This window comes from Demequina maris (assembly GCF_000971155.1).
GTDB classification, from domain to species: domain Bacteria; phylum Actinomycetota; class Actinomycetes; order Actinomycetales; family Demequinaceae; genus Demequina; species Demequina maris.
The window spans coordinates 110,446-135,779 of the sequence record NZ_BBLX01000004.1 but is presented as its reverse complement, the minus strand read 5'-3'; the positions used below and the strand labels follow the sequence as shown (position 1 = coordinate 135,779).

23 protein-coding genes are annotated in these 25,334 nt (G+C 74.6%); 9 read left to right on the top strand and 14 right to left on the bottom strand.

The window, feature by feature from the left end:
* Positions 1-41: 41 nt before the first annotated feature.
* A complete protein-coding gene (locus AOM02_RS06345) occupies positions 42-782 on the bottom strand; it encodes an IclR family transcriptional regulator (protein ID WP_267127684.1) in 741 nt (246 codons plus the stop codon).
* A gap of 120 nt (positions 783-902) precedes the next feature.
* On the opposite strand from AOM02_RS06345, the gene hutH reads away from it, so the two are divergent.
* From hutH to hutI, 5 genes are read left to right on the top strand one after another with little or no spacing between them, the layout of a single operon-like run.
* Complete coding sequence (gene hutH / locus AOM02_RS06340) at positions 903-2,465, top strand: histidine ammonia-lyase (RefSeq protein WP_228373786.1); 1,563 nt, start codon at positions 903-905, stop codon at positions 2,463-2,465.
* A 10-nt stretch (positions 2,466-2,475) separates the two neighbouring features.
* A complete protein-coding gene (gene hutU / locus AOM02_RS06335) occupies positions 2,476-4,164 on the top strand; it encodes a urocanate hydratase (protein WP_062297858.1) in 1,689 nt (562 codons plus the stop codon).
* The gene (locus AOM02_RS06330; RefSeq protein WP_062297856.1) at positions 4,164-5,414 is read left to right on the top strand and encodes an allantoate amidohydrolase; all 1,251 of its coding nucleotides are present in this window, start codon (positions 4,164-4,166) and stop codon (positions 5,412-5,414) included. The genes hutU and AOM02_RS06330 overlap by 1 nt, the downstream gene beginning before the upstream one ends.
* Positions 5,411-6,727 carry a formimidoylglutamate deiminase gene (locus tag AOM02_RS06325; RefSeq protein WP_062297854.1) on the top strand — a complete coding sequence of 439 codons (1,317 nt, stop codon included), beginning with the start codon at positions 5,411-5,413 and terminating at the stop codon, positions 6,725-6,727. Before AOM02_RS06330 ends, AOM02_RS06325 begins: the two co-directional genes overlap by 4 nt.
* Positions 6,720-7,904: an imidazolonepropionase gene (gene hutI / locus AOM02_RS06320; protein ID WP_062297852.1), complete on the top strand. Its 1,185-nt coding sequence runs from the start codon at positions 6,720-6,722 to the stop codon at positions 7,902-7,904. Before AOM02_RS06325 ends, hutI begins: the two co-directional genes overlap by 8 nt.
* 133 nt (positions 7,905-8,037) lie before the next feature.
* Here the strand turns inward: hutI and AOM02_RS06315 are convergent, their stop codons facing one another.
* The 5 genes from AOM02_RS06315 to phnD form a co-directional block, all read right to left on the bottom strand.
* Entirely contained in the window at positions 8,038-8,739 is a 702-nt protein-coding gene (locus AOM02_RS06315) for a tyrosine-protein phosphatase (protein ID WP_062297849.1), read from the bottom strand.
* 185 nt (positions 8,740-8,924) lie between these two features.
* Positions 8,925-9,638 (bottom strand): tyrosine-protein phosphatase, encoded by a 714-nt coding sequence (locus AOM02_RS06310; RefSeq protein WP_062297846.1) that lies wholly within the window; start codon positions 9,636-9,638, stop codon positions 8,925-8,927.
* Positions 9,635-10,492, bottom strand: a complete 858-nt coding sequence (phnE, locus tag AOM02_RS06305; RefSeq protein WP_082104922.1) for a phosphonate ABC transporter, permease protein PhnE — start codon at positions 10,490-10,492, stop codon at positions 9,635-9,637. The genes AOM02_RS06310 and phnE overlap by 4 nt, the downstream gene beginning before the upstream one ends.
* Positions 10,489-11,274, bottom strand: coding sequence for a phosphonate ABC transporter ATP-binding protein (gene phnC, locus AOM02_RS06300; RefSeq protein WP_062297844.1), 786 nt, complete (start codon positions 11,272-11,274; stop codon positions 10,489-10,491). Before phnC ends, phnE begins: the two co-directional genes overlap by 4 nt.
* Positions 11,271-12,143, bottom strand: coding sequence for a phosphate/phosphite/phosphonate ABC transporter substrate-binding protein (gene phnD, locus AOM02_RS06295; protein WP_062297842.1), 873 nt, complete (start codon positions 12,141-12,143; stop codon positions 11,271-11,273). Before phnD ends, phnC begins: the two co-directional genes overlap by 4 nt.
* A 160-nt stretch (positions 12,144-12,303) precedes the next feature.
* Between phnD and AOM02_RS06290 the strand changes: the two genes are divergently transcribed.
* Positions 12,304-13,017, top strand: a complete 714-nt coding sequence (locus tag AOM02_RS06290; RefSeq protein WP_062297840.1) for a GntR family transcriptional regulator — start codon at positions 12,304-12,306, stop codon at positions 13,015-13,017.
* Between the two features lie 145 nt (positions 13,018-13,162).
* On the opposite strand, the gene AOM02_RS06285 is transcribed toward AOM02_RS06290, so the two are convergent.
* On the bottom strand, positions 13,163-14,320 hold the full coding sequence (locus tag AOM02_RS06285; protein ID WP_062297837.1) for a cysteine desulfurase family protein: 1,158 nt from the start codon (positions 14,318-14,320) through the stop codon (positions 13,163-13,165).
* A gap of 77 nt (positions 14,321-14,397) precedes the next feature.
* Between AOM02_RS06285 and AOM02_RS06280 the strand changes: the two genes are divergently transcribed.
* Genes AOM02_RS06280 through AOM02_RS06270 form a run of 3 tightly spaced genes read left to right on the top strand, consistent with a single transcriptional unit; the run spans position 14,398 to position 16,046 of the window.
* On the top strand, positions 14,398-14,754 hold the full coding sequence (locus AOM02_RS06280; protein WP_062297834.1) for a hypothetical protein: 357 nt from the start codon (positions 14,398-14,400) through the stop codon (positions 14,752-14,754).
* A 56-nt stretch (positions 14,755-14,810) separates the two neighbouring features.
* Positions 14,811-15,638 (top strand): oxidoreductase, encoded by an 828-nt coding sequence (locus AOM02_RS06275; protein WP_062297832.1) that lies wholly within the window; start codon positions 14,811-14,813, stop codon positions 15,636-15,638.
* Between the two features lie 3 nt (positions 15,639-15,641).
* The gene (locus AOM02_RS06270; protein ID WP_062297829.1) at positions 15,642-16,046 is read left to right on the top strand and encodes a hypothetical protein; all 405 of its coding nucleotides are present in this window, start codon (positions 15,642-15,644) and stop codon (positions 16,044-16,046) included.
* A gap of 26 nt (positions 16,047-16,072) precedes the next feature.
* On the opposite strand, the gene AOM02_RS06265 is transcribed toward AOM02_RS06270, so the two are convergent.
* From AOM02_RS06265 to AOM02_RS06235, 7 genes are read right to left on the bottom strand one after another with little or no spacing between them, the layout of a single operon-like run.
* Positions 16,073-17,026, bottom strand: coding sequence for an electron transfer flavoprotein subunit alpha/FixB family protein (locus AOM02_RS06265; RefSeq protein ID WP_062297827.1), 954 nt, complete (start codon positions 17,024-17,026; stop codon positions 16,073-16,075).
* Positions 17,023-17,811, bottom strand: a complete 789-nt coding sequence (locus AOM02_RS06260) for an electron transfer flavoprotein subunit beta/FixA family protein (protein ID WP_062297823.1) — start codon at positions 17,809-17,811, stop codon at positions 17,023-17,025. Before AOM02_RS06260 ends, AOM02_RS06265 begins: the two co-directional genes overlap by 4 nt.
* A gap of 24 nt (positions 17,812-17,835) precedes the next feature.
* On the bottom strand, positions 17,836-19,287 hold the full coding sequence (locus AOM02_RS06255) for a glycoside hydrolase family 43 protein (RefSeq protein WP_156156130.1): 1,452 nt from the start codon (positions 19,285-19,287) through the stop codon (positions 17,836-17,838).
* A 10-nt stretch (positions 19,288-19,297) separates the two neighbouring features.
* A complete protein-coding gene (locus tag AOM02_RS06250; protein ID WP_062297818.1) occupies positions 19,298-20,755 on the bottom strand; it encodes a nucleoside hydrolase-like domain-containing protein in 1,458 nt (485 codons plus the stop codon).
* Entirely contained in the window at positions 20,752-23,181 is a 2,430-nt protein-coding gene (pgmB, locus tag AOM02_RS06245; RefSeq protein WP_082104921.1) for a beta-phosphoglucomutase, read from the bottom strand. Before pgmB ends, AOM02_RS06250 begins: the two co-directional genes overlap by 4 nt.
* Positions 23,178-24,416, bottom strand: a complete 1,239-nt coding sequence (locus AOM02_RS06240; RefSeq protein ID WP_062297814.1) for a family 1 glycosylhydrolase — start codon at positions 24,414-24,416, stop codon at positions 23,178-23,180. Before AOM02_RS06240 ends, pgmB begins: the two co-directional genes overlap by 4 nt.
* A 55-nt stretch (positions 24,417-24,471) precedes the next feature.
* A complete protein-coding gene (locus AOM02_RS06235) occupies positions 24,472-25,332 on the bottom strand; it encodes an ATP-binding cassette domain-containing protein (protein WP_062298141.1) in 861 nt (286 codons plus the stop codon).
* Positions 25,333-25,334: the final 2 nt, after the last annotated feature.

The following is a 25,334-nucleotide window of genomic DNA, read 5'->3' as shown; positions in this document are numbered from 1 at the left end:
CTCCGCCGTGCAGGCTGGGGGGCGCGGGACGATGCGGCGGCTCAGCGGCGGCCGATGCGGCGCTCGAGCTCGGCGGCGTCGCGCGTCACGGCGGACACGAGCGCGGCGCGGCGCCCCTCGTCGACGCGGTCCGCGGCGAAGGTGACCGCGATCGCGGCGACGGGCCAGCCCGTGTGGTCGCGCACGGCCACCGCGACCGACGCGAGCCCCGGCGTCACGTCACCGTCCTCCCACGCGTGGCCGCGCGCCCGCGTGAGCCGCACCATCTCCTTGAGCTCGCGGTACGACCGCGGCGAGCCCTCGGGCGCCGAGGCGAAGGCGTCGCGCCCCGGGTAGGTCGCGCGGATCTGCGCGTCGGGCAGCGCCGCGAGGATCGCGCGGCCCGTCGCGGTCGCGAGCGCGGGCAGGCGCACGCCCACGTCTGTGACGAGGGTCGGCCGTCGCGGCGCGCGCTCCTCCACGATGTAGACGACGTCGCGTCCCTCCAGCACCGCGAGGTGCGCGGACTCCCCCACCCGGTCGACCAGGCCCGCGAGCACCGGGGCGCCCAGCCTCGACAGCGGCTGCTGGCGCGCGTAGCCCGAACCGAGCTCGTGCGCCGCGACCCCGAGGCCGTAGCGCGACTCCTCCGGCACGTGCACGACGTAGCCGTGATCGATCATCGCCGCGAGCTGGCGGTAGAGCGAGGCGCGCGGGATGCCGAGCGCCGCCGCGAGGGCGCCCGCGGACACCGGGCCGCGCTGGCGCCCGAGGTACGTGAGGATCGCCAGGGCCTGGTCCACGGCGGGCGCCGCGGCACGGGGGGAGGGCGATGTTTCCGGCACGTCTCTAGTCTCACATATGAGACAGGAACGGTTCGTGACGGCGACCGGAGACGCCCCGGCTGGCCTTGGATGGACCTCATGACCACCCTCGACATGCACGTCTCGACCGTCACGCTCGGCAGCGGCGCCCCGACCCCCGCCGAGGTCGCGGCCATCGCCCGCGACGACGCCCGCATCGTGCTCGATCCCGCCGCGCTCGACGCGATGGCCGCCTCGCGCGCCGTCATCGAGTCCCTCGCGCAGGACCCCCAGCCGCACTACGGCGTCTCCACCGGCTTCGGCGCGCTGGCCACCACGTTCATCGACCGCGAGCGCCGCGCGCAGCTCCAGCTCAGCCTGGTCCGCTCGCACGCCGCCGGATCCGGCCCCGAGGTCGAGCGCGAGGTGATCCGCGCCCTCGCGACGCTGCGCCTGTCGACGCTGCTCACGGGCCGCACCGGCGCCCGTCCGCTGGTGGCGGAGACCTACGCCGCGATGCTCAACGCCGGCATCACCCCCGTGGTGCACGAGTACGGCTCGCTGGGCTGCTCGGGCGACCTCGCCCCGCTGAGCCACGTGGCGCTCGCCGTGATCGGCGAGGGCCCCGTCCGCGACCGCGAGGGCACCCTGATGGACTCCGCCGACGCGCTCGCCGCGGCCGGCATCACCCCCGTCGCGCTCGAGGAGAAGGAGGGCCTGGCCCTCATCAACGGCACCGACGGCATGCTCGGCCAGCTCATCCTCGCGCTCGCCGACCTCGACCGCCTCGTCACCACCGCCGACGTCACCGCGGCGATGAGCGTCGAGGCGCTGCTCGGCTCGGACTCCCCGTTCGCCGAGGACCTCCAGCAGCTGCGCCCGCACCCCGGCCTCGACGCCTCGGCGCGCAACATGCGCCGCGTGCTGGCCGGCTCGCCCGTCGTCGCGAGCCACCGCGGCCCCGAGTGCACCCGCGTCCAGGACGCGTACTCGCTGCGCTGCGCGCCCCAGGTCGCCGGCGCCGTGCGCGACACCATGGCGCACGCGCGCCTCGTGGCCTCCCGCGAGCTCGCCTCCGCGGTCGACAACCCGGTGGTCACGCCCGACGGCCGTGTCGAGTCCAACGGCAGCTTCCACGGCGCGCCCGTCGCGTACGTGCTCGACTTCCTCGCGATCGCCGTGGCGGACCTCGCGAGCATGTCCGAGCGCCGCATCGACCGCCTGCTCGACCCCGCCCGCAACCACGGCCTGCCGCCGTTCCTCGCGCACGAGGTGGGCGTCGACTCGGGCCTCATGATCGCCCAGTACACGGCCGCTGGCATCGTCTCCGAGCTCAAGCGCCTGGCGGCACCCGCCTCGGTGGACTCCATCCCCTCGTCCGCGATGCAGGAGGACCACGTGTCGATGGGCTGGCACGCGGCCCGCAAGCTCCGCACCGCGGTCGATGGCCTGGCCCGCGTCCTCGGCATCGAGCTGCTCGCCTCCTCGCGCGGCCTCGCCCTCCGGGCGCCGCTCGAGCCGTCCGAGGCCACCGGCGCCGCGGCGGCCCTCATCGCGGACGCCGCCCGCCCGGGCGCCGACCGCTTCCTCTCCCCCGAGATCGACGCCGCGGCCGACGCCGTGCGCTCGGGCGACGTCCTCCGCGCGGTCGAGGACCGCATCGGCCCCCTCGACCACGCCTAAGGAGCACCCCATGACGACCACCGACACCACCCGCACCGTCCGCGCCGCCCGCGGCACCGCGCTCACCGCGAAGTCCTGGCAGACCGAGGCGCCGATGCGCATGCTTATGAACAACCTCGATCCCGAGGTCGCCGAGCGCCCCGAGGACCTCGTGGTCTACGGCGGCACCGGCCGCGCCGCCCGCAGCTGGGAGGCGTACGACGCGATCGTCGCGACGCTCACGGAGCTCGAGGACGACGAGACCCTGCTCGTGCAGTCCGGCAAGCCCGTCGGCGTGTTCCGCACCCACGAGTGGGCGCCCCGCGTGCTCATCGCGAACTCCAACCTCGTGGGCGACTGGGCGACGTGGCCCGAGTTCCGCCGCCTCGAGGCGCAGGGCCTCACCATGTACGGCCAGATGACCGCGGGCTCGTGGATCTACATCGGCACGCAGGGCATCCTCCAGGGCACCTACGAGACCTTCGCCGCCGCCGCGCGCCAGCGCGCCGAGCGCGAGGGCCGCGACCCGCGCACCGCCTCGCTGCGGGGCACCCTGACTCTGACCGGCGGCGCCGGCGGCATGGGCGGCGCGCAGCCGCTGGCCGTCACCCTCAACGAGGGCGCGTGCCTCATCGTCGACGTCGACGCCTCGCGCCTCGAGCGCCGCGTCGCGCACGGCTACCTCGACGTGGTCGCCGCGGACCTGGACGATGCGGTGGCCCGGGCGGTCGCCGCGAAGGACGAGGGCCGCGCGCTGTCCGTCGGCGTCGTCGGCAACGCGGCCGAGGTCGTCCCCGAGCTGCTGCGCCGCGGGGTGCCGATCGACCTGGTCACCGACCAGACCTCGGCCCACGACCCGCTGTCCTACCTGCCGATCGGCTACACGGTCGAGGAGTGGCACGCCCGCGCCGAGGCCGACCCGGAGGGCTTCACGCGCGACGCCCGCGCCGCGATGGCGGCGCACGTCGAGGCCATGGTGGGCTTCATGGACGCCGGCGCCGACGTGTTCGACTACGGCAACTCGATCCGCGCGGAGGCGGAGCTGGGCGGCTACGACCGCGCGTTCGCCTTCCCCGGCTTCGTGCCGGCATACATCCGCCCGCAGTTCGAGGAGGGCCGTGGCCCGTTCCGCTGGGCCGCGCTGTCGGGCGACCCGGAGGACATCGCCAAGACGGACCGCGCCCTCATGGAGCTGTTCCCCGAGCACGAGTCGCTGCACCGCTGGCTCACCGCCGCGGGCGAGAAGGTCCACTTCGAGGGCCTGCCCGCGCGCATCTGCTGGCTCGGCTACCAGGAGCGTCACCTCGCGGGTCTCAAGTTCAACGCGATGGTCGCGTCCGGCGAGCTGTCGGCGCCGATCGTGATCGGCCGCGACCACCTCGACTCGGGCTCGGTGGCCTCGCCGTACCGCGAGACCGAGGCGATGAAGGACGGCTCGGACGCGATCGCCGACTGGCCGCTGCTCAACGCGCTGCTCAACACCGCGTCGGGCGCGACCTGGGTGTCGCTGCACCACGGCGGCGGCGTCGGCATCGGCCGCTCGATCCACGCGGGCCAGGTGATCGTCGCGGACGGCACCGACCTCGCGGCGGAGAAGATCGCACGCGTGCTCGTCAACGACCCGGGCACCGGCGTGATGCGCCACGTCGACGCGGGCTACCAGCACGCGAAGGACGTCGCGCGCGAGCGCGGCCTCCACGTCCCGATGCTGGACGCCTGATGGCCGACGTCGCCGCCCCTGCCGTGCTCGACGCGGTCGCCGCGCTCGCCGAGCTCGCCCCCGTCGGGGCGGACCCGGTGCGCGGCGGCTGGTCGCGTCACCTGCTCGACGACGCCGACCGCGACATGCGCGCGTGGTTCGTCCGCACCGCGACCGCGATGGGCCTCGAGGTGGAGGCCGACCGCAACGCCAACCTGTGGGCCACGTGGCGCGCTGAGGGCGCCACGGGCAAGGCCGTCGCGACCGGCTCCCACCTCGACTCGGTGCCCGGCGGCGGCCCGCTCGACGGCCCGCTCGGCGTGGTCTCGGGCCTCGCCGCCGTGTCGCGGCTGATGGCCGAGGGCCACTCCCCGGCGCACCCGATCAGGGTCGCGAGCTTCGCCGAGGAGGAGGGCGCCCGCTTCGGCGTCCCGTGCCTGGGCTCGCAGCTCCTCGCGGGCGAGATCGACACGGACCGCGTGCGCGCGCTCACCGACGCCGGCGGCGCCACGTGCGCCCAGGTCCTCGAGGACGGCGGCTACGACCCGGCCCTCATCGGCCACGATCCCGACCGCCTCGCGGACCTGGCGCTCTACCTGGAGCTCCACGTCGAGCAGGGCTGCCAGCTCGCGCCGCTCGGCCACCCCGTCGGCCTCGCGACCAGCATCCTCGCGCACGGGCGCTGGCGGATCACCGTCACGGGCCGCGGCGACCACGCGGGCGCCACCGAGCTGGTCTCGCGCCACGACCCGATGCTGGTCGCGGCCGCCGCGGTCCAGGCGGCGCGTGCGCGCGCCGTCGAGACCGACCCCGCCGCGCGCGCCCGCGCCACGGTGGGCAAGGTCCAGGTCGTCCCCGGCGGGTCCAACGCGATCGCGTCCGAGGTGCACCTGTGGCTCGACGCGCGTGCGGAGCACGACGAGGAGGTGAGGGACCTGGTGGCCCGCGTCGTCGCGGACGTCGAGGGGGCGAGCGCGGCCGAGGGCTGCCGGGTCTCCGTCTCCGAGGAGTCGTTCAGCACGCGCGTCGAGTTCGACGACGCCCTCACCGACCGCATCGGCGCGGCGCTCGCGCCCGCGTTCGGCGTCGTGCCCCGGATCCCCACGGGCGCGGGCCACGACGCCGGCATCCTCGCCGCGCACCTGCCCACCGCGATGCTGTTCGTCCGCAACCCCGACGGCGTCTCGCACTCGCCCCTCGAAGGCGCGTCGGACGAGGACATCCGCGCGGGCGTCGACGCCCTCACCGACGCGCTGCGGGCCCTCACGTGAGGATCGCCTGCGACCGCCTCGTCCTGCCCGACGAGGTGCGCGCCGACGTCCTGGTCGAGCTGGACGATGCGGGGGTCGTGACCGCGATCGGGCCGGCCGGGGCGGGGGCCCCGGCGGACCTCGTCGTCGACGTCGCGGCGCCCGCCTTCGCCAACACGCACAGCCACGCGTTCCACCGGCTGCTGCGCGGCCGCACCAACGGCGGCGGCGGCGACTTCTGGCGCTGGCGCGACGTCATGTACGGCGTCGCCGGCACGCTCGACCCGGACGGCCTGCGTGCCGCCGCGACCTCCGTGTACGCGGAGATGGTCGCCGCCGGCTACTCCGCGGTGGGCGAGTTCCACTACCTCCACCACCGTCCCGACGGCACGCCGTACGCGGGCCACGACATGGAGCTCGCGCTCGCCGACGCGGCCGCCGAGGCGGGGATCCGGCTCACGCTGCTCGACACGGTCTACCTGCGCGGCGGCTTCGGCCGCGCGCTCGAGGGCGCGCAGCGGCGCTTCTCAGACGGCAGCCTCGAGCGGTGGCACGCGCGCTGGCACGCGCTGGACGATGCCCTGCGCGCCTCCCACCCGGAGGTCACGCTAGGCGCCGCGATCCACTCGGTGCGCGCCGTCGATCCCGACCACCTCGCGTACATGGTCGCGGGCCTCCCCCACGAGGTCCCGCTGCACCTCCACCTGTCCGAGCAGACCCGCGAGAACGAGGAGTGCCTCGCCGAGACGGAGCTCACCCCCACCGGGCTGCTCGACCGGGCCGGCGTCCTCGACGCGCGCACCACGGTGGTGCACGCGACCCATCTCACCGAGGGCGACATCGCGACGCTCGGCGCGGCCCGGGTCTCGGTGTCGATGTGCCCGACCACCGAGGCGGACCTCGGCGACGGCCTGGGCCACAGCGAGGCGCTGCGCGACGCGGGCGCGCGCCTCACGGTGGGCTCCGACCAGAACGTCGTGATCGACCCCTTCGACGAGCTGCGCCGCCTCGAGGGCGGGGCACGGCTCGCGTCGCATCGTCGCGGCGTGCTGTCGCCCGCGGACCTGTGGCGTGCCGGCACGGCCGACGGCCACACGTCGGTCGCGCCGACCGACGCGCCGGCGCAGCGCCTCGAGGTCGGCCACCCCCTCGACCTCGTCGTCCTCGACGCCGCCTCCCCGCGCACGGTCGGCTCGGACGCGTCCGAGCTGGTCCTCACCGCATCGTCCGCCGACGTCCTCGGCACCGTCGTGCGCGGCGTCCACCGCGCATCGTCCGACCTGCGCCGCCTCGCGGCGGAGTCCTACCCGCGAACGGAGCCCGCCCATGCCTAGCGAGGCCATCGTCAACATCGGCGTCCTCGCCACCATGGAGGACGGCGAGGGCCTCATGGGCCTCCGCCGCGACGCCGCGGTCGTGATCGAGGACGGACGGATCGCGTGGGTGGGTCCCACCGCGCACGCACCCGCTGCCGATGCGACCTTCGACGCCGGCGGCGCGGCCGTCATCCCCGGCTTCGTGGACTCGCACACGCACACGGTGTTCGGCGGGGACCGGTCCGCGGAGTTCGACGCCCGCATGTCGGGCGCGCCGTACACGGCCGGCGGCATCCGCTCGACGGTGGCGGCGACGCGCGAGGCCTCGACCGAGGAGCTCGCGGAACGCACCCGGCACCTGCTCGAGGAGGCGCTCCGCCAGGGCACCACCACCGCGGAGATCAAGAGCGGCTACGGCCTCGACGTGGCGACCGAGCGCCGCCTGCTCGAGGTCGCGTCCCGCTTCACCGAGGAGACGACCTTCCTGGGCGCGCACGTGGTCGCCCCGGAGATGCGCGACCGCCGCGGCGACTACGTGGACCTCGTCGCGGGCGACATGCTCGCCGCGGCCGGGCCGCTCGCGCGCTGGATCGACGTGTTCTGCGAGGAGGGCGCCTTCGACGTCGAGGAGACGCGGCGCATCCTGACCGCGGGCCGCGAGGCGGGCCTCGAGCTGCGCCTGCACGCGAACCAGCTGACGATGTCCGGGGCCGCCGCGCTGGGCGTCGAGCTCGGCGCCGCGAGCATCGACCACTGCACGTTCCTGTCCGACGAGGACGTGGAGGCGTTGGCGGGATCGGACACGGTCGCGACGTTCGTTCCCGGCGCCGAGTTCTCGACGCGCCAGCCGTACCCGCGCATCGAGCGGCTGCGCGACGCGGGCGCGACCTGGGCGATCGCCTCGGACTGCAACCCCGGGTCCTCGTTCACGACGTCGATGCCGTTCTGCATCGCGCTCGCCGTGCGCGACATGGGGATGACGCCGGCGGAGGCGATCCGTGCGGCGACGCGCGGCGGGGCGCAGGCGCTGCGCCGCACCGACGTGGGCCGCGTCGCCGTGGATGCCCGCGCCGACCTCGCTCTGCTGGACGCACCGGATCCGGTCCACCTCGCCTACCGGCCCGGCGTGCCGCTGGTGACGCGGGTGTGGCGGGACGGCGTCGCGACCCGGACCTGGGAGCCGCGCGCGTCCTAGCTACGCATGCGCCTCTCCACACGATGGCGCTCGCTTCCGGTCGATTCGATGCAAGTTCCGCACGTCTTCCCTGGTGCCAGGTGGACAGTTGCAGAATCCGTGTGGAGAGGTGCTCGCGTGCTCGCGGGCGCGTTCAGCCGAGCAGCCGCTCCCTCAGCGCGTCGAGGTCCGCGGGCGTGCCGCCGTGGGCGAGGAACCAGGGCTCGGCTCCCCCGGCGGCGGTCCACGCGTCGAGCACGGACTCGATCGCGGCGGCGGGCGCCGTGAGCATCTCGGCGGGGATGCGGGACAGGTCCACGCCGTGGCCTCCGCCCGCCCAGCCGGCGCTGATCCGCGCGATCACGCCCTGCATGTTCGCCGCCGTCGCGACGTAGTCCGCGACGATGCGCTCGCGCGGCGCGCCCACGAGGCTGAGGACCAGCGCCACCGACACGCCCGTGCGGTCCTTGCCCGCCGAGCAGTGCACCAGCACCGGCCCGGGCGCGGTCCCCACCGCGACGGCGACGCTCGCGAGCGCGCGGCCGGCCGGGCCGGTGGTCATCGCCCGGTAGAGGCTCACGAGCTCGGACCCGGGCGCGGCGGCGCCCAGCCCCGCCTCGGCCAGCAGGGGGATCGACCGGATGCTCGCCGCGGCCGCGAGCGGGTGGAGCGCATGGGCCTCGTCGACGTCGCGGAGGTCCACGACGGTGGCGGGCGGCCACGGCGCCAGGCCCGCGGGCGCGTCGTCCCCCGCGAACGGCGCGTCGGACCGGAAGGCGACCCCGCCGCGCAGGCCCGGCCACGCCGCCGCGATGTCGCGGGCGTTGGCGAGCACGGGCAGGGTCTCGATGGTCATGGCGGCTCCGGGCGCGAGAGGGTCGGGTGTCGCCTCCATACCTACCACCTCGGGCACACGGCATCCCAGGTGCCGTGGTCCCGTCCTCGTCCCCGGGGCGCGACGATGCCCCGGCGGGCACGGGGCGCGACGGGGCATCGGGACGGGGTCGGGCGCGCACCCCCGGAGCGCGCCCGACCCGGGGCTCAGCCGAGCAGCCGCTCGCGCAGCGCCTCGACGTCGGCCGTGGTGCCGCCGTGCGCGAGGAACCATGCCTCGGCCCCGCCGGCGGCCGCCCATGCGTCGAGCACCGCCTCGATGGCGGCGGCGGGCGCGCTTGTCATCTCGCGCATCATCTCCTCGAGATCGACCCCCTCGGGCAGCGGCGGCATCTCGCCGCTCCACGAGCTCCGCGACCGCGCCATCACACCGCGCATGTTCGCGTGCGTGGCCACGTAGTCCGCCACGATGGCCTCGCGGTCGACGCCGACGAGCGCCAGCGTGAGCGCCACCGACACCCCGGTGCGGTCCTTGCCCGCGGTGCAGTGCACCAGGACGGGGCCGGGCTCGCCGGCGATCGCGACCACGGCGCGGACGATCGCCCGGGCGGGGGCGCCGACGACCATGTCGCGGTACAGGTCGACGAGGGACCTCTTCATCATCGACGGATCGAACACGGCGTCGCCGAGCACCGGGATCGCGTGGATGGTCGCGGAGTCCGCGAACGGGTGCGAGCCGTCGAACTCGCGGGCGTCGCGCAGGTCGACCACCGCGGCGGGCGGCCAGGGCGCGAGGCCCTCGGGCGCATCGTCCCCCGCGAGGGGCGCGTCGGAGCGGAACACCGCGCCGGCGCGCAGGCCGGGTGCGGCGCCCGCAAGGTCGCGGGCGTTGGCGAGCACGGGCAGGATCTCGGTGGTCATACGAACCTCTTCCGGACGTAGGAGGACAGCAGGTCGAGCGTCATGACGACGACCAGGACGACGAGCACGATGGTCATCACGGAGCCGTACTCGAACAGCCGCAGCTGCTGGTTGAGCTCCATGCCGATGCCGCCGGCGCCGACGAGGCCGAGCAGCGACGCCGCGCGGACGTTGCCGTCGAGGACGAGCAGCGTGTAGCTCGCCATCGTCGGCAGCTGCTGCGGGAGCAGCACCCACGCGATGCGCTGGGACTTCCGCGCGCCGGTCGCGGCGGCCGCGTCCCAGGCCCGCATGTCGGCGGTCTCGAAGATGTCCGCGAACAGGCGCGCCACGCCGAACGCCGTGCCCACCATGATCGCGAGGGTTCCCGCGAAGGCTCCGAGGCCCACGGCGGACACGAACAGCAGCGCCCACATGAGCTCGGGGATCGCACGGAACACGTTGACGACCACGCGGGTGGTGTCGCGGATCCACGGCTGCGGGAAGATGTTCCGCGCGGCCAGGAGGCTCAGCGGGATCGCGAGCAGCACGCCGAACACGGTGCCGGTGATCGCGATGCCGAGCGTCTCGAACATGAGCTCGATCGCGACCGGCAGCTCCTCGAGGTTCGGCGGGAACATGCGGCCCACGAAGTCCGCCACGTGCGGCAGGCCGTCGACGAGCGCCGGGCCCGAGAAGCCCGTCGAGGTCGAGGACCAGCCCAGCAGCGCGACCACGCCCACGGCGCCCGCGATGGTGCCCCAGCTGGGGCGGCGCAGGCGCGCGAGGCGCTCGATCTCGTCGCGGCGGGTGGGCGCCTGCCGCGGCGTCTTCTCGGGCGCCGGGTCCGGCGCCTTGTCGATGGTCGCGGTCATGCCGCCACCTCCTCTCGCTCCGCGGCCTGCGCCGCGAGGCCCTCGTTCGCGTACAGGTCGGCGAGCAGCGCGTCCGTGACCTCCCCGACGGGCAGGTCGAAGACGACGCGGCCCTCGCGCATCCCGACGATGCGCTGGGCGACGCGGCGCGCGAGCGACACGTCGTGCAGGTTGAGGACGGCGGTGAGCCCCTCCTCGCGCACCATGCGCACGATGTCGTCGATCACGCCGGCGGCGAGCACCGGGTCGAGGTTCGCCACGGGCTCGTCCGCCAGGAGCAGCTCGGGCCGCTGCGACAGCGCGCGGGCCAGGGCGACGCGCTGGCGCTGGCCGCCGGAGAGCGAGTCGGCGCGCTTGCGCACCTGCTCGCCGAGTCCGACGCGGGTGAGCAGCTCGACCGCGAGCGTGCGGTCGCGGCGGCTCATCCAGTGCGCGAGGCTCGTCACCGGGTTCGCGGTCGCGAGGCGCCCGACGAGCACGTTGGACAGCACGCTCGCGCGGCCCACCAGGTGGAACTCCTGGAAGACCAGCCCGATGCGGTGGTGCGCGAGGCGGCGCTCCCGGCCGCGCAGCCCGGCGAGGTCGACGTCCTCGACCCTGACGACGCCCGAGGTGGGGCGCTCGAGCCCCGCGAAGCACTTGAACAGCGTGGACTTGCCGGCGCCCGAGGGGCCGAGCACGGCGACGATCTCGCCGCGCTGGACCCCGACGCTCACCTCGGTGAGCGCCTGGGTGCCGTCGGGATAGCGGAAGGTGACGTCCGCGGCCTCGAGGACGGTCACTCGACGTCCTCGAGGTTCACGCCCAGCTCCTTGGCGGCGTCCTCGAAGATGGTCCAATCCGCGTCGGCGGGGTCGATGACCTCGGTCGCGCCGCCCATGACCTGGAGGACCTCCGGGTCGGAGCTGCCCACGAAGACCGCGGAGACCTGCTGGTAGATCTCCTCGGACAGGCCCTCGCGGCCCACCACGACGGTCGAGATCGGGATCGGGTCGGACTCCGCGACCTTGGTGACGAGCGACTCGTCCAGCGCGCCGGCCTCGACCATGTAGTCCCACAGCTGCGAGGCCACGCCCGCGCAGTCCGCGCTGCCCTGCATCACGGCGATCGCCGCGGTGTCGTGACCGCCGGCGTAGGTCTCGTTGAGGCTGTCGAGGTCGACGCCCGCCTCCTTGAGGACCAGCTTGGGGATGAAGTTGCCCGAGGTGGAGCCCGGGTCGACGAAGGCGACGGTCTCGTCGTCGATGTCGGACAGCTCCTCGACGCCCGAGGCGGTCGAGCAGATGATGAGCGACGAGTACGGCGCGCCGGTGGCGGCGGCGATGAGCTCGACGTCCGCGACCTTCTGCGCGAGGACGGCGGGGAAGGGGCTGAAGATCGCCATGTCGATGAGGTCGGAGCGCATGGCCTCGACGATGCCGAGGTAGTCGCCGGTCTCGGTGAGCTCGACGGGGATGCCGGTGGCCTCCTCGATGATGCCGGCGAGGGGCTCGAGCATGTCGAGATACTCGGCGTCGGCCTCACCCGGGGGCACTCCGAGCTTGAGGACCTCGGGGGTCTCGTTCGCGGCTGCGGCCGAGCAGCCGGCGAGGAGTGCGGCGGCGAACGCGGCGCCGGCGGTGACGCCGGCGATCTTGCGGGAGCGGATCATTTCCTGCCTTCGGTGAGAAGTTCGTGGCCGGTCGTCTAGACGACTCCGACGACGGAGAACGTAGCGACGGCGCCTCAACCGGCGGTGAATCCGCGGTGACGTCCAGGTGAACGCACATGTCGTCTAGATGAATTCTCGATCCGCGCCCTAACCTGGCCCTATGACGATCGACCGGTCCCTCGCGACGCCCCTCCATGTCCAGGTCGAGGAGCAGCTGCTCGACGACCTCGACGCGGGGGTGTGGGCCGCCGGCGAGCGGCTGCCCGCCGAGCCCGAGCTGGCCGCCCGCTTCGGTGTCAACCGGCTCACGGTGCGCGAGGCGATCGCCTCGCTGCGCCGCACCGGCCGGGTGGTGGCACGCCAGGGAGCCGGCACGTTCGTGACCGCCCCCCCGTTGCGCATCGACCTCGACGCCGCCGGGCGCCCCACGGGCGACGCCGCCGACGAGGCCATGAGGACGTTCCGCGAGTCCGTGCTCGAGGTCAGGCGTGCGCCGCTGCGCGGCGAGGCGCGCGCCGAGCTCGGCCTCGACGAGGGCATCGAGCTCGAGACCCTCGCACATCTCGGGGACGCGCCGGTGATGCGCACCGTCTACAGCCTCGTCACCCCGATGGATGCCGAGGAGGTCCGCGCGCGCCTCACGGGGCCGTGGATGCCCGAGCACTTCGACGCGATCGTGGGAGCCCCGCTGCGCTCCGGCTGGCGCGCCTTCGACGCCGTGCCCGCGCCGCGCCGCGTGGCCAACCTGCTCGATATCGAGGTCGGCGCCCCGGTGCTGCGCCGCAGCGGCGTCAACGTCGACGCGGGCGGGGTCGCGCGGACGTTCCACGTCCGGTCGTACCGCTCGGACCGCCTGCGCATCGTCCTGCGCTAGTCGCCCCGGTCGCCCGCCCCAGCCGCGCACCTGTCCACACAAGCGTGGCCGGATCGGGCCGATCCGCTGCAGCTCCCGCATGTCCGCCCTGGTGCCGGGCGGAGAGACGCAGAATCTGTGTGGAGAGGCGCATCGGCGCGGGGCGTCAGCGCCCCGACGCCGCCCGCGCCCGCGCGACGGCGTCGGGCAACGCCGCCAGGACCGCCGCGACGTCCTCGTCGGTCGACGTCCTCCCCAGGCTGAGCCTCACGGTGCACGCCGCATCGTCCGCGGACCAGCCCATCGCCATCGCGACGTGGCTCGACTGCACCACCCCCGCGGTGCACGCGGAGCCGGAGCTCGCGGCGATGCCGGCCGCGTCGAGGAGAAACAGCACCGACTCGGCCCGGGCGCCGGGGACGACCAGGTGGACGATGCCCGGGAGACGATGCGCCGGATCCGACGGCCCGGACACGGTCGCCTCGGGCACGTGTGCCCGCAGGCCCTCGACCAGGCGGGCGCGGAGCCGCTCGAGGCGGGCGCGCTCGGCGTCGCGCTCGGCCACCGCATCGTCCAGCGCGGCCGCGAAGGCGGCGGCGCCGGGCGCGTCGAGCGTGCCCGAGCGGACCGACCGCTGCTGCCCTCCGCCGTGCGCGACCGGCACGAGCGGCAGCCCGCGGCGCGCGAGCAGCGCGCCCACGCCGACCGGTCCGCCTACCTTGTGCGCCGACACGGTGAGCGCGTCGAGCCCGGAGCGATGGAGATGCACGTCGAGGTACGGCGCGGCCTGGACCGCGTCCGCGTGCACGGGGACGCCGTGGGCCCGGGCGGCCGCGACCACGTCCGCGACGGGCTGGACGGTGCCGACCTCGTTGTTCGCCCACATGACCGACACGAGCGAGGTGGTGGCGCCCACGGCGCCCGCGAGCGCGGCGGCGTCCACCCGGCCCGCGGGGTCGATGGGCAGCTCGACCAGGTCCGCGTCGCCGCGCTCCGCGAGCCACCGCGCGGGGTCGAGCACCGCGTGGTGCTCGACCGCGGAGATCACGAGGTCGCGGCGTGACGGGTCCTCCGCGGCGCGTCCCCAGTGCAGCCCCTTGATCGCGAGGTTGTCCGCCTCCGTCCCGCCGGACGTGAGGATCACCTCGGCGGCGTCGGCGCCGAGCGCGGCGGCGATGCGCTCGCGCGCGTCCTCGACGATCGCGCGGGCGCGCCGCCCGGCCGCGTGCAGGGACGACGGGTTGCCGACCTGCTCCGCCGCTGCGAGCCACGCCTCCCGCGCGGACGCCCGCAGCGGCGTCGTGGCCGCGTGGTCGAGGTACATGCCGCCAGTCTAGGAAGACCTCCTTCCCCGCCGGCCCCCGCGCCGCTAGCGTGTGCGCAACGGCAGAGGGGCGCGCGATGGACGACAGCTACAACGACCGCATGGCCGAGCAGGCGCGGCTCCAGCACGAGGAGATGGCGCGCATCCACCACCAGCAGGCGATGGACGATGCGACGCTCGCCGCCGGCGTCGCCCAGCCCTTCGCGTTCCTGCGCCACCGCGGCACGGGCACCGCGGGCGACGAGCTCCCCGTCGTGTCGGCGGTCCGCGTGGTCGGGGCGGTGCTCACCATCGCCCGGATCGTCCTCGTGCTCGCCTTCGCCGGGATGTTCCTCTACGTCCTGCTGACCATCCTGGGCTCCTGGGACGCGGCGCCCGGCTCCGGCGACACCGTCTGGATCGAGACCGACGACGGGACCGTGGTCGCGCCGTAGCCGGGACCCGCGCGCGCTAGCGTGGCCGGAGACCCACGGCTAGCGAAGGAGCCCCCATGGCCACCTGGTTCATCACCGGATGCTCGACCGGCATCGGCCGCGCGACGGCGGAGAGGGCGGCGGAGGCGGGCCACCGCGTCGTCGCGACCGCGCGCCGCCCCGAGACGCTCGACGACCTCGCCGCACGCTTCCCCGACACCGTCCTCGCCCTCCCGCTCGAGGTGAGGGACGATGCGGCGATCGAGGCGGCCTGCGAGGCCGCCGTGGCGCGCTTCGGCCACGTCGACGTGCTGGTCAACAACGCCGGCATCGGCTACTTCTCCACGATCGAGGAGTCCGACCCCGAGGACGCGCAGGAGGTGATGGACGCGAACTTCTGGGGCGCCGCCAAGGTCACCACGGCGCTGCTGCCCCACATGCGCGAGCGCCGCTCGGGCCGCATCTTCACGGTGTCCTCGATCGCCGGCGTGCGGGGTTCCGCGGGCCTCGGCTACTACTGCGCCTCGAAGTTCGCGGTGTCCGGCTTCATGGAGGCTCTCGCCGCCGAGGTGCGCCACCTGGGAATCCGCGTCACGCTGCTCGAGCCGGGCCCGATCCGCACGCTGTGGATCCCGAGCGGCGCCAAGAACGAGGAGATCCTCCCCGACTACGCGGAGGTCATGCAGCCGTTCTGGGACCGGATTCACGCACTGCCGGGCAACCAGCCGGGCTCCCCCGCGGCGGCGGCCGAGGCGATGCTGCGGCTGGCCGACGAGCCCGAGCCGCCGATGCACCTGATCTGCGGCCGGCATGCGGTCACCCAGACACGCGCGAAGCTCGAGCGCCTGGGCGCCGAGGTGGACCGGTGGGAGGATCTCTCCCTCAGCATCGACAGGGAGGACTGAACGATGGCGGGCATCCCGGGGGGCGAGTCGCTCCACAAGCTCGTGTTCGCCGTGCTCGAGCACGGCGTCCGGTCGATGGGCCGGCCGGAGGGCCTGTCGCCCGCGCTCGTCGAGGAGACCGGCACCGGCGAGCGCACCATCAAGCAGTTCTCGGGCGCGGCGCTGGACACCATGGTGAAGGCGGCGCGCGAGGGCGCGGGCGCGAGCTCCGCGGAGCGCGTCGCGATCTGCTGGGACGGGCTCCTGACCGGAAAGGACGGCGACGAGCGCGCCATCATGGTCGTCGCGCAGGAGCGCGGCCAGCAGCGCTCGCTCGTCTTCGCGCAGCGCTACTCGCTCGACGGGGCGACGGTCGTGCCCGAGGGCAGGCCGGGCCTGGTCGCCGAGCGCGCCTCGATGCTCGGCTGAGACGGCGCGGACGTGCCGCGGGGCCCTCAGGCCCCGCGGACCTCCTTGATGCGCGCGATCGCCTGCGGGATCACGTCGCCGAGGTCCCCCACGACGCCGAAGTCCGCGATCTCGAAGATCGGCGCGTCGGGGTCGATGTTGACCGCGACGATCGTGCCCGAGGCCTGCATGCCGCCGCGGTGGTGCACCGCGCCCGAGATGCCGCACGCCACGTACAGCGCGGGGGTCACCGTGGTGCCGGTCTGTCCCACCATGTGCTCGTGCGAGATCCAGCCCTCGTCGGTGGCGTCGCGCGACGCGCCGACGGCGCCGCCGAGCAGCTCCGCGAGCTCGCGCACGAGCGTGTAGTCGCCGTTGGTGCCGCGGCCGCCGGAGACCACGACGGGCGCCTCGGCCAGCGGCACGCCCTCGGGCGCGGGGACGGGCTCGAGCGCCACGACGGTCTCGCGCGCCTCGGGCAGGTTCTCGGCGACCCCGACCACGATCGCGGCGCCCGGCGTCTCCGCCGGCACGGCCTGCGTCGTGTTGGGGCGGATCCCCACGATCGCCTTGTCCGTTGCGATCCTGGTCCGGACGTTCCAGGTGGCGGCGAACACGGTCTGCATCGTCTCGACGTGGCCGTCGACCAGCTCCGCGCCGGCCGCGTCGACCACGACGCCGGCGCCGGTCGCGAGCGCGAGCCGCGTCGCGACCTCCTTGTTGACGAAGTTCGAGATCATCAGCACCACGGCGGCGTCGCCGGTGGCATCGGCGAGCGCGGCGGCGGCCTTGGCCGGCAGGCGGGCCTCGTCGCCGACGGCGACCACGCGCACCTCCTCGGCGCCGTACACGCCGAGGCTCGCGGCCTCCGCGGCCGCAGGCTCCTCGCCGATCCACACCGCCACGGGCGTGCCGAGCGTGCGCGCGAGCGTGAGCGCCTCGAAGGTGGGCTGCGTGACGACGCCCTCGCGGGCCTCGACCAGGACGGCGACGGTGCTCATGCGAGCCCCCTCTCGATGAGGAAGTCGGCGAGGGCGACGCCGCCCTCCCCCGTGTCGGTGACGACGGTGCGGTCCTCCTTCGGGGGACGCGGCGAGGCGTCGACGACGACGGTGCGCGCGGCGCCCGCGCCCACCGACTCCGGCGCGATGCCGAGGTCCGCCAGCGTCCACGTGGTCACCGGCTTGGAGCGGGCCGCCATGATCAGCTTGAAGTTGGGGTAGCGCGGCTTGTTGGCCTCGTCGGTGACCGACACGACCGCCGGCAGCGACGCGGACACGGTCTCGTGCGCGTCGGGCAGGTGCCGCACGATGGTGGCGGTGCTGCCGTCGACCGTGAGCCCCGAGGCGAGCGTGAGCTGAGCCCAGTCGAGCTCCGCCGCGAGCGCGGTCGGGAGCATCGACGTGAGGCCGTCGAGCGCGGCCATGCCGGTGATGACGAGGTCGAGCGGGGCCTCGTCGTTGATCTTCTCGACCGCCGCGGCGATCACCTTCGCGGTGCCGAAGACGTCCGAGCCCGCGACGGCCGCGTCGGAGACGTGGACGGCGTGGTCGACGCCCAGCTGGAGGGCCTTGCGGACCGCCGCCACCGCATCGTCCCCGCCCACGGTGAGGGCGTAGACCTCGCCCTCGCCGGCGGCCTCCTTGAGCTGCAGGGCGGCCTCGACCGCGTTCTCGTCGAGCTCGTTCATCGTGCCGTCGTCCCCGGTACGCGTCACGGCCCCCTCGGTGAAGGAGCGCTGCGACTGCAGGTCGGGGACGAACTTCACCGTCACCAGGATGCGCATGGGGCTCAGCCTAGCGGGGGCGCGTCAGGCAAGCCCCGGGAGGTATCGGGCCTCGGAGACGCGCGCGGGACCGCCGAGCGCCTCGACCCCGAGCATGCGCCCGGTGAACCCGCCGGCCACCTCCGTCGACAGGTGGCGCCCGTCGAGCTCGGCGAGCGCGACGAAGGCGCCGTCGCGCTCGACACCCAGCCCCACGGCATCGGGCCCGGCGCTCTCGCCCAGCGCCGGCTCGGACGGGCGGACGCGGATCGCGAGCCGGTCCCCCGCCGCCGCGGGCGCCTCCCCGAGCACCTGGTCGAAGGGGGCGCTGACCGCGCGGGCCCGGGCGGTCCCGCCCACCAGCTCGACGCCGTACCAGTGGGACGCGTCGATCCGCACGGACAGGCACGCGTCGCCGTCGACGACCGCGACGCTCGCGTCCCAGCCGCAGTCGACGATGCGCGCGCACAGCACGCGGCCCTGCTCCGGCTCCGCGGCGGCGCGCCCCTCGTCCAGCACGAGCCCGTCCCCGACCCGGGCGAACGATGCGGGGTCCGCCGACGGGGCGACCCACCGGGCATCGAGCGCGGGGGCGTCGAAGGCGTCCGCCCACGCACGGTCCCGCGCGGGCAGGTCGGAACGGTCCTCGACGACGGCGGGCCAGTCGTCGACCCAGTCGACGCCGGCCACGAAGGTCTCGCGGCCGAGCACGTGGAAGCGCGGGTGCGAGCCCGCCTGCCGGATGCCGAGGTGCACCATCGCCCAGGTGCCGTCGGCCCGCTCGACCATGTCCGCGTGGCCGACCGCCTGGACCGGATGCTCGGTGCTGCGGTGGCTGAGGATCGGGTTGCCGGGGTGCGCCTCGAAGGGCCCGCGCGGGCTGCGCGACCGGGCGACGGAGACGCCGTGACCGAGGTGCGTGCCTCCCTCGGCGACCATGAGGTACCACCAGCCGCCGCGGCGGTACAGGTGCGGGCCCTCGGTATCCGCGAGCCCGGTCCCCTCCCAGATCACGGTCTCCTCGCCGAGGCGCGCGCCGGACTCCGGGTCGATCGGCACCTGGTGGATGCCGGGAGGGCCGAAGCCGCGCCACGTGAGCAGGCACGTGCCGTCGTCGTCCCACGCGAGGTCGGGGTCGATCCCGATCGTGCCCGGCACGAAGGCCGGCGCCGACCATGGCCCGGCCGGGTCCGGGGCGTGGGTGATCAGCTGCCCCTCGCCGATGCGGCGGATCGACGTGGTCGCGAGCCAGAACCGGCCGTCACGGTGGCGCAGCGTGGGGGCGAAGATGCCCGAGCTGGCCCCGGCGGCTCCCGACGGCGCCGCGACGACGTCCGCGTCCGCGATCGCGTGCCCGACGAGCTCCCAGGTCACCAGGTCGGTCGACCGGTGGATCGGCACGCCCGGTACGTACTCGAACGACGACGTCGCGACGTAGTACGCGTCGCCCGCGCGGCAGATCGACGGGTCCGGGTGGAAGCCCGGCAGGATCGGCATGGTCACCGGTTCAGCCCTCCGTCTCGTCGGCGATCGTGAGGACGATGCGGGCGTACGCGGTGAGCGGCGGCTCACCCCGGTCGGTCGCCTCGAGGATCACGTGGACAGTCTGTCCCGGCGCCGCGTCGGCCGGGACGTGCACGGTGACCTCCGCATCGTCGCCGCGCGCGAGCGTCGCCGCCGAGGGGCACGTGCCGGCCTCGCGGTACTCCCATGCCTCCACGGAGACGGCGTCCCCGTCCGGGTCCTCGACCCGCCAGCGGATCACCACGCGCTCGCCTGCGGCGGCCGTGACGTCGAGCCCCGTCGTGACCTCGATGCGCGGGGCGTGGTTCGCGTCCGCGTACGCGTCCGTGACGCTCCACCGGAGGCGCGCCGCGAAGTCGTTCTGGAAGGCGGGGACCCAGCGCGCGGCGTCCCCCCAGTCGACCGGCGGCATCGAGAAGTCCATGCTGAACCCGTCGGAGCCCCACCGGTGCGGGTCGTCGGCATCGGGCACCTGCCGTCCGCCCCAGCCGCCCCACGTCGGGTGCTCCCAGCTCCTCAGGCCGTTGGCGACGTGCAGCGCGAAGTTGGAGGAGTCGCCCTCCGAGATGAACGCGCCTGGCTCCTCCACCGGGAAGAACACCTGGTAGCCGCGCGCCTCGAGCTCCTCGCGACCGACGCCGCGCAGGCCGAAGTAGTCCTCCTTGTCGAAGCCGTCCGCCATCTGGAGGCCGTCGCCCCAGACGCGGTACGCCGCCCCGATCGGGCCGACCCGGGACACGTGCTCCCGCGTCCACGCGGAGGAGTAGAAGCGGTGCGTCGCGGGCGGCGTCACCTGACGCGCGCCGTAGCCCCACACGACGGTCGCGACCTGGCGCAGCTCCAGCTCGGGCCAGCGCGGTCGGATGTAGTCCGCGAACGTCGAGTCCTGCTCCCCCCAGCTGGTGAGGACGGTGCGCGCCATGATGCGGGTACGGAGCGCCTCCCAGCCCGGGGTGCCGGCGTGGCGCTCCTCGACCGACATGAGCGCGCGGGCGATCGTGTTGAGCCCGCCCCAGGCCTGCAGCACCAGGGTGCCGGGCTCGTCGTCGGTCAACAGGTCCGCGATGAGGTCCGATCCGGGCGTCGCGTCGCGGGTGTCGCCCTCGGTCGCGACGTTGCCCTCGCGCACGAGCGCCCGCAGGGCGCCCGGCGCCGGGTAGCGCGCATCGTGCACCCGCAGCGCGTCGTGGACGCGCGCGTAGGCGTCGATGGCCTGATCGATGTGGCCCCGCGCTCCGGCGGGGGGCCACCGGAACGGCGCGACGCCCCGCGCCGGGTCGCCGGCCCAGTGGAACATGCTGGAGCTGTAGACGAGCCCGACCAGCTCGATCTCGTTGCTGTAGAGCACCAGCCGCAGCATCGAGTTGAGGTCGTCGAGCTCCGGGTCCGTGGTGACGACCACGCGCACCCGGTCGCCGCCCGGCTCCCCCGCGCCGGTCACCAGCGCGCGTCCTCGTACCCCGCGAACGCGTCGACCGGGCTCTCGCCGCGGAAGGCGATCTCGCCGGAGAGCGCGGCCGCGACCGCCTCGACCGTCTCCGGGTTGTTCGCGTAGGCGTTGACGTAGGTGCGGATGAACGGCACGTCCTGGAGGTGGAACGGGCTGCCGAGCGACACCACCAGCGTCGGGATCTCGGTGACGTGGCGCGGCAGGTTGCCCGCGGTGAACGGCGCCCACTCGATCCGGGCGCTCGTGACGTTGGAGCGCGGCTGGATGTCGACCAGGTAGATCACCGCGTCGTAGTGGTCGAGCAGGTCCGCGCCGTTGACGCCGCCGTCCACGCCCACGCGCTTGAACATCGTCGACCCGGGCGGGCCGTCCTCGAACAGCGTCGCCGCGAAGCCGCGCGAGCGCAGCGCCTCGCAGAACGACTCCGCGGGACCGGTGCCGGACAAGAAGCCGCGCAGCGAGTACACGAGCACGCGGGGCGTCCGCTCCGGCGACAGCGGAAGGAGCCCCGCCTCCTTGTCCTTGACGAGCGTGACCGCGGCCTCGGCCTGCGCGCGGGCCCACGCGCGGTGGGTCCCGGTGTCGATCCCGTCGAGCCCCGGCACCAGCTCCTCCGGGGACGATGCGCGGTGCAGGCCGAGAGCGGCCTTGAGGGCGAGCACGCGGGTCACCGCCTCGTCGAGCCGTGCGGCGCTGATGACGCCCGACTCGACGCCGGCGCGCATGTGCGCGAGATCCTCGGCGTAGTCCGGGGTGAACAGGAACATGTCGCAGCCGGCGGCCACCGTCGCGGGGACCAGCTCGCGGCGCGGCATCCGCATGAGGAGCCCACCCATGAGCGAGGCGTCGGTGATGACCACGCCGTTGAAGCCCATCCGCTCGCGCAGCAGCTCGGTCGTGAGCTCGGGGGCGAGCGACGCGGGCAGGATGTCCTCGTCCGCGATGCCCGGGCGCAGCGCGCGCGAGTACGCCGGCAGCGCGATGTGCGCCGCCATGACCGACAGCGCGCCCGCCTCGATCGACGCGCGGTACGCCTCGCCGAAGGTGGACTCCCACTCCTCCACGCTCAACGTGTTGACCGACGTCAGCAGGTGCTGGTCGCGGTCGTCGACGCCGTCGCCGGGCCAGTGCTTGACCGAGGCCGCCATGCCGTGGTCCTGCAGCCCGCGCACGAACTCCACGCCCATGCGGCGCACGCGGTCGGCGTCCGAGCCGAAGCCGCGGTTGAGGACGATGGGGTTGCGGACGTTGGACTGGATGTCGACGATCGGCGCGAAGTCCCAGGTCACGCCGAGCGCGCGGCCCTCGACGGCGGCGACCTGGCCCATCCGGTACGCGCACGAGTCGTCGCCCGTCGCGGCGGCCTGGAGCGGGGTCCCGACCTGCGTCGCCATGAAGCTCGCGCCGTCGGCGCCGTTCTCGAGGTTGCCCGCGATGAGCGCCGGGATCGAGGAGGCGGCCTGGATGTGGCGGTTGAGGCTCACGGCCTCGTCGACCGGCGCGGGGCGGCGCATCCAGCCACCGGGCTCGGCGAGGGCGATCTCCGCGTCGACCTGCTCGGGGGCGTTGGCCATGAGGAAGAACAGCTGGCCCAGCTTCTGCTCGAGCGTGAGGCCGGCGAGGGTGTCCCGCACCCAGGCCTGCGCCGCATCGTCCAGGTGGAAGGGTGCGGCATCGAGCCGCACGCCGTCGCCCGTCGCGGTCGTGGTCATGGTCTCCTCCTCGAGACGTGCCGCGAGCGTACCCGCGAAGGTGATGCCGCGCGCGGAGAGCGCGTCGACGGCGTGGAGCCCAGGGATGACGGCATCGGCCTCGGCCAGCACGGCGGGGTCGCCGATGCCGACGGCCGTCATGCCGGCCGCCTTGGCCGCCTGGACGCCGGCGATGGCGTCCTCGAAGACGAGGCACGCGTCGGGGTCGACGCCGAGCGCCTCGGCGCCGGCGAGGAAGACCCGCGGGTGGGGCTTCGCCTCCGTCACCACCGACCCGTCGACGATCGCGTCGAACAGGCCCGTGATGCCCAGGCGCTCCAAGATGAGCGGGGCGTTGCGGCTGGCCGAGCCCAGCGCCGTACGCACGCCGCGGGCGCGCAGGTCCTCGAGGACCTCACGCGCGCCGGGGAGCATGTCCGCCGGCGTGATCGACGCGATCGCGGCGACGTAGCGGGCGTTCTTCTCGTCGGCGAGGCGCGCGGCCGTGGCCCCGTCCACCTCGACGCCGCCGATCTCGAGGACGATGCGCAGCGCGCCCATGCGACCCACGCCCTTGAGCCGCTCCTCGTCCTCGTCCGCGAGGGAGAAGCCCAGCTCCGCGGCGGTCTCCCTCCAGGCGGCGAAGTGGTGGACGGCGGTGTCGACGATCACGCCGTCGAGGTCGAACAGCGCCGCCGAGGCGGCGACCGGCGGGGCCAAGGTCATCGGCCCGCCCCGGTCGCCACCGGGGTGCGGCGGCGGATCTCGGCGGCGTACACGCCCGCGGAGGGCTTGGGGGTGCGCGCGAAGGTGTCGCGGTCCACCTCGTGCAGCCCGAACCTGGGCCCGTACGCGAAGATCCACTCGTAGTTGTCGAGCAGCGTCCAGTGGCAGTAGCCGAGCACCGGCACGCCGTCCGCGATCGCGCGGTCGAGACTCGCGAGGGCCGCCGGCAGGAAGGCGCACCGCTCCGCATCGTCCTGCGTGTTGATGCCGTGCTCGCTCACGAGGATGGGCGCGCCGGACGCCTCGTGGATGTAGCGGACCGCGCCCCCGAGCGAGTCCGGCTCCGGCGGGGTGTGCCCGCCCTCCGCCCCCGCGCGGCCGTCGGGACCGTGGACGATGCGCTCGTAGTTCTGCACGCCGATGAAGTCGTCGTCCGCGCACAGGCGGACCCAGCGGCCGTAGCACTCCTCGCGCACGCGGTCGCGCTCGGCCTCGCCGCCGGGGGCGGCGACGTCGTCGGCGACGGCGAGCGACAGCCCCACCGGCAGGTCGGGGCGCACGGCCTTGATCGCGGCCCGCGCCGCGACGTGGGCGCGCTCGAAGCCTTCCTCGAACACGTCCAGCTCCTCGAGCACCTGGACGTTGCCCGCCCGGTACCGCTCCACGCCCGCGGCCGCCGAGGCGGCGTGGAGGTTCGCGCGGTGCGCCTCCCACACCTGCGGCGGCAGGAACCCGCCCGCGAGCTGGCGCTGCAGGTTGGGCTCGTTGAGGGTCACGGCGAGCGCGATCCGGTCGCCGATGCGCTCCATCACCAGGGTGCAGAAGCGCGCGAAGCGCTCCGCCGCATCGTCCGCGAGCCACGAGCCGCGGCACGCGAACCAGTGAGGCGCGGTGAAGTGGCTGAAGGTCACGATCGGCGCGAGCCCGCGGGCGAGGCAGCCGTCGATGACGTCCTCGTAGTGCGCGAGCGCGGTCTCGTCGACGCTCCCCTCCTCGGGCTCGACGCGGCACCACTCCACGGAGAAGCGGTACGCGTTGAGGCCCATGTCCACGGCGAGGTCGAGGTCCCTCTCCCACAGCTCCCAGCTGCGGCAGGCGCTCCCCGAGGGTTCGGCGAACACGCTCGGCTGCGTGAGCTCGAGGAACGAGGTGTCCGACGTGGTGTCGTCGCCGTCGGTCTGGTGGCCGGCGGTGGCGACGCCCCAGAGGAACGATGCGGGGGTCGAGGCGGTCATGCTTCTCCTTCGGGCCGCGACGGTGCGGCGGGTGGATCGGTCGGGTGCGTCGCGCTCAGGCCGCGCCGGCCTGGAGGTCCTGGTCGGCGTGGAGCTGCTTGAGGCGCAGCCGGTCGGCCCGCCGCTGCTCCTGCGCGACCGGGTCCGGGACCGGCGACGCGAGCAGCAGCCGCTGCGTGTACGGGTGCTCCGGCTGCGAGGTGACGGTGTCGCCGTCGCCCCACTCGACGAGCTCGCCGTGCAGCAGCACGGCCACGCGGTGGGACATCTCGCGCACGACCGCGAGGTCGTGGGAGATGAACAGGTAGGCGACGCCCGTGCGCTCCTGGATCTCCAGGAACAGCTCGAGCACGCGGGCCTGGGTGGACAGGTCGAGCGCGGAGACCGGCTCGTCGCAGATGATGAGCGTCGGGTCGAGCGCGAGGGCCCGCGCGATCGCCACGCGCTGGCGCTGGCCGCCCGAGAACTCGCGCGGCATGCGGTCCGCGGCGTCGGAGGGCAGCCTGACCATGTCGAGGAGCTCGCGCACGCGCGCCTGCGCCTCCCGCTTGGGGGTCTTGCGGACGATCATCGGCTCGGTGAGGGAGTCGCCGATCGTGAGCGACGGGTTGAGCGACGAGTAGGGGTCCTGGTAGACGACCTGGATGTCGCGCGTGAGCTCGCGGCGGCGCTGCTTCGTGGGGTGCGAGATGTCCTCGCCGTTGAACGTCACCGTGCCGGCCGACACCGGCGCGAGGCCGAGGATCGCACGCCCGATGGTGGTCTTGCCCGAGCCCGACTCGCCCACGAGGCCCACGGTCTCGCCGGGCCTGATGTCGAAGCTCACGCCCTTGACGGCGCGGAACGGCTGCGCGCGGAACCCGCGGCCGGGGTACTCGACCTGGAGCCCGTCGACGGTGAGCAGGGAGTCGGTCATGG

What these genes read in the sequence shown, in the direction of transcription:
- phnE (WP_082104922.1), bottom strand. Translation starts at nt 10,492, where the DNA reads ATGACCGCGACCATCGACAAGGCGCCGGACCCGGCGCCCGAGAAGACG.
- AOM02_RS06235 (WP_062298141.1), bottom strand. Translation starts at nt 25,332, where the DNA reads ATGACCGACTCCCTGCTCACCGTCGACGGGCTCCAGGTCGAGTACCCC.
- AOM02_RS06330 (WP_062297856.1), top strand. Translation starts at nt 4,164, where the DNA reads ATGGCCGACGTCGCCGCCCCTGCCGTGCTCGACGCGGTCGCCGCGCTC.
- AOM02_RS06285 (WP_062297837.1), bottom strand. Translation starts at nt 14,320, where the DNA reads ATGTACCTCGACCACGCGGCCACGACGCCGCTGCGGGCGTCCGCGCGG.
- AOM02_RS06310 (WP_062297846.1), bottom strand. Translation starts at nt 9,638, where the DNA reads ATGACCACCGAGATCCTGCCCGTGCTCGCCAACGCCCGCGACCTTGCG.
- AOM02_RS06275 (WP_062297832.1), top strand. Translation starts at nt 14,811, where the DNA reads ATGGCCACCTGGTTCATCACCGGATGCTCGACCGGCATCGGCCGCGCG.
- AOM02_RS06315 (WP_062297849.1), bottom strand. Translation starts at nt 8,739, where the DNA reads ATGACCATCGAGACCCTGCCCGTGCTCGCCAACGCCCGCGACATCGCG.
- pgmB (WP_082104921.1), bottom strand. Translation starts at nt 23,181, where the DNA reads ATGACCTTGGCCCCGCCGGTCGCCGCCTCGGCGGCGCTGTTCGACCTC.
- AOM02_RS06255 (WP_156156130.1), bottom strand. Translation starts at nt 19,287, where the DNA reads ATGCCGATCCTGCCGGGCTTCCACCCGGACCCGTCGATCTGCCGCGCG.
- AOM02_RS06265 (WP_062297827.1), bottom strand. Translation starts at nt 17,026, where the DNA reads ATGAGCACCGTCGCCGTCCTGGTCGAGGCCCGCGAGGGCGTCGTCACG.
- AOM02_RS06270 (WP_062297829.1), top strand. Translation starts at nt 15,642, where the DNA reads ATGGCGGGCATCCCGGGGGGCGAGTCGCTCCACAAGCTCGTGTTCGCC.
- hutI (WP_062297852.1), top strand. Translation starts at nt 6,720, where the DNA reads ATGCCTAGCGAGGCCATCGTCAACATCGGCGTCCTCGCCACCATGGAG.
- AOM02_RS06260 (WP_062297823.1), bottom strand. Translation starts at nt 17,811, where the DNA reads ATGCGCATCCTGGTGACGGTGAAGTTCGTCCCCGACCTGCAGTCGCAG.
- AOM02_RS06240 (WP_062297814.1), bottom strand. Translation starts at nt 24,416, where the DNA reads ATGACCGCCTCGACCCCCGCATCGTTCCTCTGGGGCGTCGCCACCGCC.
- phnD (WP_062297842.1), bottom strand. Translation starts at nt 12,143, where the DNA reads ATGATCCGCTCCCGCAAGATCGCCGGCGTCACCGCCGGCGCCGCGTTC.
- hutU (WP_062297858.1), top strand. Translation starts at nt 2,476, where the DNA reads ATGACGACCACCGACACCACCCGCACCGTCCGCGCCGCCCGCGGCACC.
- AOM02_RS06290 (WP_062297840.1), top strand. Translation starts at nt 12,304, where the DNA reads ATGACGATCGACCGGTCCCTCGCGACGCCCCTCCATGTCCAGGTCGAG.
- AOM02_RS06280 (WP_062297834.1), top strand. Translation starts at nt 14,398, where the DNA reads ATGGACGACAGCTACAACGACCGCATGGCCGAGCAGGCGCGGCTCCAG.
- hutH (WP_228373786.1), top strand. Translation starts at nt 903, where the DNA reads ATGACCACCCTCGACATGCACGTCTCGACCGTCACGCTCGGCAGCGGC.